Source organism: Rhizobium changzhiense, from assembly GCF_013087625.1.
In the GTDB taxonomy this organism is placed as follows: Bacteria; Pseudomonadota; Alphaproteobacteria; order Rhizobiales; family Rhizobiaceae; genus Rhizobium; species Rhizobium sophorae.
In genome coordinates, this window is the sequence record NZ_JABFCQ010000006.1 from 98,448 (window position 1) to 110,073 (window position 11,626).

Here is an 11,626-nt window from a genome sequence, read left to right on the forward strand (position 1 = left end):
CGCGTTGCAAGCAATTGCCCGTTAAGCGTTGCAATCAGGCAACTTGTGCCTTCTTCCAACTCGCCGGCGTAATGCCGACATGCTTGCGGAACACACGGGTAAAATGCGCCTGATCGGCAAAGCCAGTTTCGGCGGCGATTGCGGTCAACGCATTTTCGCTTTCGACAAGCAGCCGCTTGGCCCTATCGAGCCGGGCATTGGTCTGCCATTGATGCGGGGCGATGCCGGTCGAGGCCTTGAAGGCATGGCTGAAGTGCGATTGCGACAGGCCGGTGAGACCGGCGAGTTCCTCGAGGCGGATATTGCGCAAGCAGTTTTCCTCGATGAATTCGGTGGCGCGGCGAAGCTGCCAGCCGGCCAGCTTGCTGCGTTTGCGCGGGACGGCCTTGGAAAGCTTCAGGACGTCGATGATCAAGGCCAATGCCAGGCCGTCGCCATAGAGATCGTGCAGCGGCTCTCGATTGAGGCATTCGGCGGCGACCAGCTGCGCCAGTGCCAGCACCCGTTCATCGGAAAACAGAAGCTGCGGGCTTTCGAGACGGCGCGGATCGATATCCTCCATTAGCCTGCGGCTGATGGTGTCGGCATCGAAATGGAGGTCGAGATGGCGCACCGAATGCACGTCGGTCAGATCGGCCCAGACTTCCATGCCGGCCGGCACATAGGAGATCGGCCGTTTCTCCGTGTCCTGGACGGTACCTTGCGCCTTCGGCGAGAGCTTGATACGCGAATTGCCGGGCCCCCGCTTGTCGAGCATGATGAACAGCCGCGGGTCGCGCGAGACATAATAGCCGCCGGCATAGGCGGCGCATTCCACATCCCAGACATCGGCGACGATGCCGTTCCACAGCCGGCGATGCACACCGCCGATGACGGAGAAGCCCTGGATCTTGTTCTGCATCCGCGGTTGAAACGTCATTTCCACTTCCGCCTCCGGCCATGCGCCGGAGTTAAACTTTCAAATACTCAAGTTTATTACCGCAGGCGGAAGCGGATGGCAATTCCCAATCCGGCACCAGATCGGCCCGAATCCGGGGAAAGCGGCGTCAAATCAATCCTTCGACACAGAGAAGCTGAGGTGGGCATTGCCGAGCATGATGTCTATCTCGCCGGGTTCGGTCAGTTCGATCGCGCCGCTCAACGTGCCCGTCGTGATCAGCGCACCGGCCATTAGCGATGTCTCGGGGCGCACGCCGTCATTGGCACAATCGACGAGCCAGGTGAGAACGTCGCCTTTCGGATGCTGCGCCGGACCATCATAGATCGTGCGGCCGGCATGGGTGACCTTGAGCGGTGTGCCGGCGGCGGTATCGACGACGCTTTTGTCGACCTCCGGGCCGAGCACGTAGCCGCTGTTGCCGAGCCGGTCGGCGACGAACAGCAGAAACGAAACGCTGCCGCTTTCCTTCACGGCGCTGACCAGCAGCTCGGCGCCGAGATAAACAGCGGAAATCGCCTCGACCACCTCGGCGCGGCTGTAGGGAACACCCGCGCGGACCGGCAGGTCGCCGCCGAGACGGACGGCGATCTCGGTCTCGAATTTCAGGCCCGGATACCAGGGAATGTCAGCGCCCGAGACGGCTTTGGCATAGGGATACAACGGAGCGGTGACCGCCTGGCCCTGCGGCGAGACCGTGACTTTCCAGGCATTACTCGAAATATGGTCTGCAGCAGTGAGCAAATTCTGCGCCTCCATCGCCTGATGGAGATCGGCGGGCAGCGCGAAAGTGTCCGTTGCCTCCTGCCGGCCGGCCTGTCGCAGGCTGTGAAGCCTGGCTGCAAGGGTGCGCGGGTCGAATCTCTCTGTCATGCTATCTCCTCGACATGATTTTCGAGGTGCCACACTAACGAGAAGGCAGGGACGAACAAGGTCGCTTTTGGAAAGACTCCTATTCCATCGCCGCGTACCAGCGGGTGCGATAGGCGGCCAGCCCCGGGATATCGGTCGGCGGAATATGCGTTTCGGCGCCCGATACCGGCCGGATGCCGGTGAGAAGGGCCGCCCCCTGGCTGGTGCCGGTCGAGCCCGGAAGGGCCATGACTTCGCGGCCGGTCAGGGCGGCCAGCAGCTTGAGATAGGTCCCATTCAGCGCAAAGGGCCCTTCGACGATAATTGGCCCCTTGGCGCTGACCAGTCCGAGGCAGGCATCGGTCATCAAGGCGAGATAGAGACAGGCAGCGGCAGAGCGCTCCTCGCGGCTTGCCTCTTCGGCGCCGATCCAGCGGCTTGCCTTTCCCGGAAAAGGCCCGGAACCGGAGGCGATATTCGGCAGCAGCATCATGCCCTTGCCGATGACGGGACCGATTGCCGCCTGAGCGGCTTTTTCGTCGACAAGGCCGATCTCGGCCGACAAGATCTCGAATTCCCGGCCGCCCATGAAACGGGAAGAGGGGACGGCCCGGCCATAGGCATCGACATTGGCGAGCGTATCGCGGCTCGGATCGAGATGATCGAGATCGCCGCCGACGCCGAAATTGATGACCCATGTGCCGGTGGAGACGACGGCGAAGGGTGCTTCCCGATGGACCAGATGCGGCAGCAGCGAGGCATTGGAATCGTGAATGCCGCAATAGACCGGCACGGGTGCGGCGAGGCCGAGCTCCGTGGCGATATCCGGCAGGACCGGGCCAAGCGCATCGAAAGCGGAACGGATCGGCGCCATGAGATCGCGAATGCCAAGCCTGTCGACGAGCGAGGAATAGTGGCCCTCCCTCGGGTTCCAGAGGTCTGTATGGCAGCCGAGCGAGGTCAGCTCATTGGTGGCGACGCCGGTCAGCCGCGCCGTCCAATATTGCGCATAGGTGAGGATGGTCGCCACCTCGGCGAATTCCTCGGGAAAGGCGGTCTTCTGGTAGTGCAGCTGCGCACCGACATTGAGACCCATCGCGAGGCGCGGTGAGAAGGTTTCGTCGAAGGAGGGGCGCAGCCCCGTATAGGCGTCGCGGATTTCCTGCGGATATTCGTGTTCATAGTCGATCACCGGCATGGCAAGCACACCGTCTCGGCCAAGGAGTGCTGCGGAAGCGCCATGGGTGGTGATCGAAATGGCGTCGAAGCCGGGCTCGCGCGCAAGGCTCTTCAGCGCATCGAGCGCAAAGGACCAGAGAGCCTCTACGTCGTAATGCGGATAGGGACCGGATTTGATCGCGATGTTCGGCCGTTTCAGGACGGCGATCTCGGCGCCCGTCTCGCTGTCGAGCACGACGACCTTGGCATTGGTCTTGCCGATGTCGAGGACGGCGATGCGGCGATAGGAGGTGGCGTTCATGGCATATGGAAGACGGTGACCAGGTCGCTCTGGACCGGCGAATTATCGGGATTGGTCGCCATGATATCGGCCATGTGAGCCCACCATTTTTTCATGACCGGATGGTCCGGCAGGCTCGCCATCCTATGGTCGGCGGGCCGCGTCAACACGCCGAACAACGTGTTGGTCTCGCGGTCGAGATGGATGGAATAGTCGCTGGCGCCTGACTTGTGCAGGAGATCGACCAGTTCCGGCCAGATCTCGTCATGCCGCCTGCGGTATTCGGCTTCCATGCCAGGATTGAGCTGCATTTTGAAGGCGTGTTTTTCTAAAGTCATCGGGAGCTCATGACCTTGATGCGGCGGGCGATGATCGGGATGGCGATGGTGATGATCAGAAGCAGGCCGATGAAGATCGACATGACGATGCCGGGCACGTTCAGCAGGCCGAGGCCGAAGGTGACGAGGCCCATGACGAAGGCGGCGATGACGACGCCGACAATGGTGCCGGAGCCGCCGAGGATCGAGATGCCGCCGAGCACGACCATGGTGACGACCTCGAGTTCCCAGCCCTGGGCGATCGACGGCCGGGTCGAGCCGAGACGTGAGGTCAGGCAGACGGCGGCAACGCCGCTCATGACGCCGGTCAACAGGAAGAGGATGAATTTGACGCGCTCGACCGGGATGCCGGAGAAGCGGGCGGCGAAGTCGTTGTTGCCGATCGCATAGACCTGCCGGCCGAAATTCGTCGCATGCAAGAGGATGGCGAAGAGGATCGCCAGCACGATGAAGAGTACGAATTCGAAGGAGAATACCCAGACGACATAACCCTGGCCGAAATAGGCGAAATCAGCAGGGTATTTGCCATAAGCCTGATCACCGAGCACGATATAGGAGATGCCGCGGAAGAGGCTCATCGTGCCGATGGTGACGACGATCGACGGCAGTTTCAGCACCGAGACCAGCACGCCGTTGAAGATGCCGCAGGCAAGGCCGGTGCCGATGCCGATCGCGACCAGGCCCGGTGTGCCGATGCCGACTTGCGCTGCCGCGCCCATTGCCGTCGAGGCGAGCGCGATGATCGCAGCGACGGACAGATCGATCTCACCTGATATGACGAGCAGCGCCATGGCGAAGGCAATCATTGCCTTTTCGGTGAAATTGAAGGTGGCGTCCGAGAGGTTCCAGGCGTCGAGGAAATAGGGCGAGGCGAGCGAATTGAAGATGAAGATCAGCACGGCGACGGCAAAAAGCAGCACTTCCCAGCTCGCGAGGATGCGGCGGAAGGGCGTGCCGAGGCGGTCGGGAATGATCCGCTTTTCGTGTGTGGACACGGTGCTCATGCTGCGGCCTCCGCTCTGATCTCGGCTGCGGCGCGGTCGCGCAGGATGATGCGGCCGCGGTTGCGCTCGCGCCTGGCATTGAAGGCGACGGCGAGAATGATGACGGTTCCGGAGATCGCCATCTGTGTGAAGGGTGAAATGCCGATCACCGGCAATGCATTCTTGATGACGCCGAGGAAGAGCGCGCCGAGCACGGTGCCGGCGACCGAGCCGACGCCGCCGGCAATCGAGATGCCGCCGATAACGCAGGCCGCGACGCTGTCGAGCTCGAAGCCGTTGGCGATATCGACATAGGCAACAGCATAACGCGACACCCAGAGATAGCTCGCAAGGCCGGCGAGCGCACCCGACAGAACGAAGGCCAGGAATTTCGTCCAGCCCGTATCGATGCCGGCATAGACGGCCGCAGTCGGATTGCCGCCGGTCGCATAGGCCGAGCGGCCGAACTGGGTGTATCGGAGCAGGACATACATCAGAAGCACGATGACGATGCCGACCCAGCCGAGAACGGGCAGGCCGAGGATCGGCGTGCGCGGCACCGACAGAAAGACCGGCGTCATCTGGTGGGCGTTGACCCACGCTCCGCCCGAGAGCACGAAGGCCATGCCGCGATAGATGGTGAGCGTGCCGAGCGTGACGACGATCGGCGGGATTTCGAGCGCCCAGACCAGGAAGCCGTTGATGGCGCCGAGGCAGGCGCCGATGACGATCGCGGCAAGGATCAGCACGACGAGCGGCAGGTCGGGATAGGCGGCATTCATCATCGCGATCGCCATGCCGGTGAAGGCGAGGTTAGCGGCGACCGACAGGTCGATCGATTTCGTCAGGATAACCGTCATCTGCGCGAGCGCCAGGATGATCAGGATGGAGGTATCGTTGAAAATGCCGGCGAGATTCTCCGGCGTTGCGAAATCGGTAGCGCGTGTCGAAAAGATCGCGATCATCACCACGATGATGAGGAACAGCAGGGTTTCGCGTTTTCTGATCAGTCTTGCCATGCTCTTACCTTATGAATTGCTGGGCCTTATGCATTGCGGGCCTCATGCATTGCCGGTGGCGGCGCGCACCAGCGCTTCCGGCGACAGCTCGGCGCGGTCGAAAATTCCGGCGGCGAGACCTTCCTTCATCACCAGGACGCGGTCCGACATGCCGATGATCTCGGGCAGTTCGGACGAGACCATGATGATCGACAGGCCCTCGGCGGCGAGTTCGCTGATGAAGCCGTGTACGGCTGCCTTCGAACCGATGTCGATGCCCTTTGTGGGTTCATCGAGGATGATGACCTTCGGCGCCGTCGCCAGCCATTTGCCGATGACGACCTTCTGCTGGTTGCCGCCGGAGAGCGTGCCGACCGGGACGGAAAGGGCCGCGGCGCGTAAGTCCAGCCGCTCGGCATATTTGCGGGCGAGCGCGAATTCTTCTGCCGCCCTGAGGAAGCCCCGGCGCGAGGTGCGGGTAAGCGACGGCAGCGTCATGTTCTGGAAGATCGGCATCGGCAGCGCCAGCCCGTGGCGGCCGCGTTCCTCCGGCACATAGACGATGCCGGCGCGGATCGCGTCCTGCGGCGAATGGATGGTGATTTCGCGGCCCTCGAGCATCATGGTGCCCGAGAGCGGCCTGGTGATGCCGAAGAGCGATTGGGAGAGTTCCGAACGCCCGGCGCCGATCAGGCCGTAAATGCCGAGAATTTCGCCCTGACGCAGGGTGAAGGAGATGTCGCGGAATTCGGTGCGATGGCTGTAGTTGCGGATCTCCAGAACCGGGCCGCCGATGGCGACATCGACTTTCGGAAAGGCATTCTCGACGTCGCGGCCGACCATCATGCGGACGATCTCGTCCTGCGGCGTTTCCTTGAGCCGGCCCTGGCCGACAGCGCGGCCGTCGCGGAAGACGACGAAATCGTCGGCGATCTCGTACACCTCGTCGAACTTGTGGCTGATGAAGAGGATCGCCTTGCCCTTTTCCTTCAGGCCGCGGACGATGCGGAAGAGATCGTCGATCTCCTTGCGGGAAAGGGCTGCCGTCGGTTCGTCCATGATGACGATGCGGGCCTCGATCGACAGCGCGCGCGCAATCGCCACCAGATGGCGCTGCGCGATCGAAAGGTCCTTCAGCCGGATCGTCGGATCGATATTGCTTTCAAGCGCGGTCAGCAGCGCCTTGGCGCGGCTGTTCATCGCCTGCCAGTCGATGGTGCGCAAACGCGTGCGCGGCGCATGGCCGAGGAAAATGTTTTCGGCAACCGTCAGTTCGTCGAACAGCACGGTTTCCTGATGGATGGCGGTGACGCCGGCGTCGATCGCGGCCTGGGCGCTGGCAAAGGTCACCGGCTGGCCGTCGACCAGGATCTCGCCTTCGTTCGGCCTGTAGATGCCGGTCAGGATCTTGACGAGCGTCGATTTGCCGGCGCCGTTTTCGCCGATCAGCGCGGTCACCGTGCCGGGATGCAGCGCGATGCTGACATTGTCGAGCGCCTTCACGCCCGGAAAGATCTGGGAGATGCCGCGCATTTCCAGAATGGCGGGCGCATCACCGGTTTTGCTGTCCGTGGCGGTTTGTTGAAAGGCGGCGTTCATCGAGCTTCTACCAGTGTCGAATGAGAATCCCGGCGGCCATTGGGCCGCCGGGCTTATGCGTCGGCTCCAGATCAGAAGACCTTGGAGAACTGGTCGATATTCGAAGCATTGTAGACGAAGGGATCGGCCATGGCGGCTTCACCGTTGTCGCCGACCTTGATCTTGCCCATGCGGCCGGCTTCGATTTCGCTGCCCGGCTTGCCGTCGGTCTCGCCCTTGACGAGGCGATAGGCGATCTGCGTTGCGGAATAGCCGAGATCGATCGGGTTCCAGATGGCGAATTCCTTCGTGGCGCCCGACTTGATCGCGCCGGCCATTTCGGACGGCAGGCCAAGGCCGGTGACGTAGACCTTGCCGACAAGGCCCTTGTCTTCGACAACCTTCGACGCGGCGAGAACGCCGACCGTCGTCGGAGCGACGATGACCTTGATGTTCGGGTTCGCCTTCAAGAGGCCCTCGGCTTCACGGTAGGACTTGTCCGAGAGATCGTCGCCATAGACCGTGGTGACGAGGTTGAGGCCCGGGAAATCCTTGAGCTGCTTCTTCATCTGGTCGATCCAGATGTTCTGGTTGGTCGAGGTGGTCGTTGCCGACAGGATGGCGAAGTCACCCTTGCCGCCGTCGAGATGGTCCTTGACGAGCGTCAGGCACATCTTGCCGATCAGCTCGTTGGACGACGGGTTGAGCTGAAGGATACGGCCTTCAGGCGCCACGCCGGAATCCCAGGAGATGACCTTGATGCCGCGCTGTGTAGCCTTCTTCAGCGCCGGAACGAGCGCGTCGGGATCGTTGGCCGAAACCGCGATGGCGCTGACACCCTGGGCGATCAGCGAGTTGATGACTTCGATCTGGCCTTCAGCCGTCGTCGTCGTCGGACCCGTATAGATGACCTCGACGCCGCCGAGTTCCTTGGCGGCTTCCTGCGCGCCCTTGTTGGCGGCATCGAAGAAGCCGTTGCCGAGCGACTTGACGACGAGGCCGATCTTGATGTCGGCAGCACTTGCCGTGCCGGCCATCATGGCGACGGCAAATGCCACGCCGATTGCGAGTTTCTTTGCGAGTTTCATGCTTTCATCCTCCCACTTGATTGACACTCTTCACACCTGGCCGGCGCCTTATGCGACCGACGAGGAATCCTCCTTGATTGCCTGGGCGACCGGGCTCGCGACAATGAGCCTGATGCCGGCATTCTCGATCATCCTGACGGCTTCCTCTGGAATGCCGTCATCGGTGATGATCGTCGACACACGCTCGAGCGGGCACAGAATGAGGCTCGACCGGCGATGGAATTTGCTGGAATCGACCATGACGACCAATTCGTCGGCCTGATGCATCAGCTTCTGTTCGCTTTGAATAATCAGCGCGTCGGCTTCCATGATGCCGAGCGGGCCGACGCCCTGCGCGCCGATGAAGAAGCGACGGGCGTAGAAATTGCGGATCGCGTCATTGTCGAAGGGGGAGAGGATCAGACTCTGCTCGCGATAGATCGCGCCACCCGGCACCGTCACCGTGTTCTTCGAATGTTTGACCAGATGTTCGGCGATGGCGAAAGAATTGGTCATCACCTGCAGGCGGTGCGCCGCCATGAAATGCACCATCTGGAAGGTGGTCGTGCCGCCATTGATGATGATCGCGTCGCCCGGATCGCAAAGCTCGACGGCCTGGCGTGCGATTGCGCGTTTCTTGTCGATGTTGACCGATTCCGAAACGCGGAAAGGGCGCCCGGCCAGATTGCCGAGCTGCGGCGGATGCACCGCTTCAGCGCCGCCGCGTACGCGGCGGATCTTGCCCTGAACATGAAGAGCCGCGATGTCGCGCCGGATCGTCGCCTCGGAAGCCTCGGTCAGTTCGGAAATATCCTGAACCGTCACGACGGACTTTTCCTGAACGGCGCTCAGAATGATGCGATGGCGTTCGCGTTCGTGCATGGGGCTCCTCCTTCGATCGTTTATTTCGCACATATGACAATGTGTCAATCAAAAACGATCATAAATTTTCATATTGCGCTGCACAATAATCGAATTTGATCGTTTTCGATTGACAACCTCCGTTTTGATGAGCGATACCGTCAGCGAAAAGCGGCGCGAACTTTGCGTCTCGATGAAGATTTCATATGGGAGGATGACATGGCGGCGAACGTCCGGCTTCTGGAAAACCGGTGGGATGATGCTTACGCGGCAGGCCTCGATGAGCCTGGCAAGCTGCTCTATCGTTCCAACCTGCTCGGCGCCGACAAGCGCATCACCAATTATGGCGGCGGCAACACCTCGGCGAAGGTGCTGGAAACCGATCCGCTGACCGGCGGCAAGGTGAAGGTACTCTGGGTCAAGGGCTCGGGCGGCGACGTCGGCACGATCAAGCTCGACGGTTTCGCGACACTCTACCAGGACAAGCTGGAGTCGCTGAAGGGCATCTACAAGGGTGTCGAGGACGAGGACCGCATGGTCGGCTTCCTGCCGCACTGCACCTTCAACCTGAATGCCCGCGCTGCCTCGATCGACACGCCGCTGCATGGTTTCGTGCCTTTCACTCATGTCGACCATATGCATCCCGACGCGATCATCGCGATTGCCGCGTCGAAGAATTCGAAGGAATTGACGCAGCAGATCTTCGGCGAGGAGATCGGCTGGCTGCCCTGGCGCCGTCCGGGCTTCCAGCTCGGCCTCGACCTCGGCGCTTTCGTTGCCGCAAACCCGAATGCCAAGGGCGTCGTGCTCGAGAGTCACGGCCTCTTCACCTGGGCGAACGATGCCAAGGCCTGCTACGAACTGACGCTCGATATCATCAACAAGGCAATCGTCTGGTTTGCCGAAAAGACCGAAGGCAAGACCATTTTCGGCGGCGCGCTCACCGAGAGCCTGGCCGTTGCCGAACGCCGCGCCATCGCCGCCCGGCTGATGCCGGAGATCCGCGGTCGAATCGGCAAGCAGGAGCGCAAGCTCGGGCATTTCGACGATCAGGACGCCGTGCTCGAATTCGTCAATTCCAGCGATCTGCGCCCGCTCGGCGCGCTCGGCACCAGCTGCCCTGACCACTTCCTGCGCACCAAGATCCGCCCGCTGATCGTCGATTTCGACCCGGCGAAGCCGGATGTCGACGCGATCGTCGCTGGTCTCGACAAGGCGCTGGAAGACTACCGCGCCGACTACGCCCGCTATTATAACGACTGCAAGCACGACAATTCGCCCGCCATGCGCGACGCCAATCCGGTCATCTTCCTCGTGCCCGGCGTCGGCATGCTGTCCTTTGCCCGCGACAAGGCGACGGCTCGCATTGCCAGCGAATTCTACGTCAACGCCATTAACGTCATGCGCGGCGCCTCGACGGTTTCCGAATATCAGGGCCTGCCGGAGCAGGAAGCCTTCGACATCGAATACTGGCTGCTCGAAGAAGCCAAGCTGCAGCGCATGCCGAAGCCGAAGAGCCTTGCCGGCCGCGTGGCCTTCGTCACCGGCGGCGCCGGCGGTATCGGCCGGGCGACCGCCGCACGCCTCGTCGGCGAAGGGGCCTGCGTGGTGCTTGCCGATATCGACCAGGCAGCGCTCGAGGGCACTGAAGCCGATTTCGTCAAGAGATATGGCGCTGACGCCGTACGCAGCGTTCTCCTTGACGTCACCAAGGAAGATGCGGTGATCGCCTCCTTCGCGGAAGCCTGCGTCGAATTCGGTGGCATCGATATCCTCGTCTCGAATGCCGGCATTGCCTCCTCCGCGCCGATCGAATTGACCGAACTGGCGACGTGGAACCGCAATATTGATATTCTGGCGACCGGCTATTTCCTCGTCTCGCGTGAAGCCTTCCGACTGTTCCGCCGTCAGACACTCGGCGGCAACGTCATCTTCGTCGCTTCGAAAAACGGTCTTGCCGCCTCGCCGAACGCTTCGGCCTATTGCACGGCAAAGGCTGCCGAAATCCATCTCGCCCGTTGCCTGGCTCTGGAAGGCGCGGATGCCGGCATCCGCGTCAACACCGTCAACCCGGATGCCGTCCTGCGCGGTTCGAAGATCTGGAGCGGCGAATGGCGCGAGCAGCGCGCTGCCTCGTCGAAGATCGAGGTGGACGACCTCGAGGAACATTACCGCAAGCGTTCGATGCTGAAACTCAACGTGTTTCCGGAAGATATCGCCGAGGCGATCTATTTCCTCGCATCGGACCTTTCGGCAAAATCGACCGGCAACATCATCAACGTCGATGCCGGCAACATGCAGAGTTTTACGCGCTAGAGCAATTCCAGCAACAGTGTGCAGCGGTTTTGCGTCCGGAACGCGTAAAGCAAACGGATAGAGCTATTTCCGGAGGATCACCCATATTGCGTGGATGATCCCCGGCAGATAGCCGCAGAGTGTCAGCAATATATTGAGCCAGAAATGCAGGCCGATCCCGACCTGCAAGAATACGCCAAGGGGCGGCAGGATGATCGCAAGAAGAATGCGGACAACGTCCATCGTAGCTCCTTTGTT

General features: G+C 61.5%; 11 protein-coding genes. 1 reads left to right on the forward strand and 10 read right to left on the reverse strand.

What is annotated here, in order from left to right:
- Window positions 1-34: 34 nt before the first annotated feature.
- The 9 genes from G9X68_RS25805 to G9X68_RS25845 all read right to left on the reverse strand — a co-directional run bounded on the left by G9X68_RS25805 (window position 35) and on the right by G9X68_RS25845 (window position 9,094).
- Entirely contained in the window at window positions 35-919 is an 885-nt protein-coding gene (locus G9X68_RS25805; RefSeq protein ID WP_171604809.1) for a helix-turn-helix domain-containing protein, read from the reverse strand.
- 132 nt (window positions 920-1,051) lie between these two features.
- Complete coding sequence (locus G9X68_RS25810; protein ID WP_171604810.1) at window positions 1,052-1,810, reverse strand: fumarylacetoacetate hydrolase family protein; 759 nt, start codon at window positions 1,808-1,810, stop codon at window positions 1,052-1,054.
- A 79-nt stretch (window positions 1,811-1,889) separates the two neighbouring features.
- A complete protein-coding gene (locus G9X68_RS25815) occupies window positions 1,890-3,269 on the reverse strand; it encodes an FGGY-family carbohydrate kinase (protein ID WP_171604811.1) in 1,380 nt (459 codons plus the stop codon).
- A complete protein-coding gene (gene rhaM, locus G9X68_RS25820) occupies window positions 3,266-3,586 on the reverse strand; it encodes an L-rhamnose mutarotase (protein WP_115156779.1) in 321 nt (106 codons plus the stop codon). Before rhaM ends, G9X68_RS25815 begins: the two co-directional genes overlap by 4 nt.
- Window positions 3,583-4,590: an ABC transporter permease gene (locus tag G9X68_RS25825; RefSeq protein ID WP_017996467.1), complete on the reverse strand. Its 1,008-nt coding sequence runs from the start codon at window positions 4,588-4,590 to the stop codon at window positions 3,583-3,585. Before G9X68_RS25825 ends, rhaM begins: the two co-directional genes overlap by 4 nt.
- Window positions 4,587-5,588 carry an ABC transporter permease gene (locus G9X68_RS25830; protein ID WP_171376300.1) on the reverse strand — a complete coding sequence of 334 codons (1,002 nt, stop codon included), beginning with the start codon at window positions 5,586-5,588 and terminating at the stop codon, window positions 4,587-4,589. The genes G9X68_RS25825 and G9X68_RS25830 overlap by 4 nt, the downstream gene beginning before the upstream one ends.
- Before the next feature lie 42 nt (window positions 5,589-5,630).
- Entirely contained in the window at window positions 5,631-7,166 is a 1,536-nt protein-coding gene (locus G9X68_RS25835) for a sugar ABC transporter ATP-binding protein (protein WP_018483425.1), read from the reverse strand.
- A 71-nt stretch (window positions 7,167-7,237) separates the two neighbouring features.
- Window positions 7,238-8,233 (reverse strand): rhamnose ABC transporter substrate-binding protein, encoded by a 996-nt coding sequence (gene rhaS / locus G9X68_RS25840; protein WP_018497178.1) that lies wholly within the window; start codon window positions 8,231-8,233, stop codon window positions 7,238-7,240.
- Window positions 8,234-8,281: 48 nt separating this feature from the next.
- On the reverse strand, window positions 8,282-9,094 hold the full coding sequence (locus G9X68_RS25845; protein WP_138331360.1) for a DeoR/GlpR family DNA-binding transcription regulator: 813 nt from the start codon (window positions 9,092-9,094) through the stop codon (window positions 8,282-8,284).
- Between the two features lie 198 nt (window positions 9,095-9,292).
- Between G9X68_RS25845 and G9X68_RS25850 the strand changes: the two genes are divergently transcribed.
- Entirely contained in the window at window positions 9,293-11,389 is a 2,097-nt protein-coding gene (locus tag G9X68_RS25850) for a bifunctional rhamnulose-1-phosphate aldolase/short-chain dehydrogenase (RefSeq protein ID WP_171604812.1), read from the forward strand.
- A gap of 63 nt (window positions 11,390-11,452) precedes the next feature.
- Here the strand turns inward: G9X68_RS25850 and G9X68_RS25855 are convergent, their stop codons facing one another.
- The gene (locus G9X68_RS25855) at window positions 11,453-11,611 is read right to left on the reverse strand and encodes a YqaE/Pmp3 family membrane protein (RefSeq protein WP_017958027.1); all 159 of its coding nucleotides are present in this window, start codon (window positions 11,609-11,611) and stop codon (window positions 11,453-11,455) included.
- Window positions 11,612-11,626 lie beyond the last annotated feature (15 nt).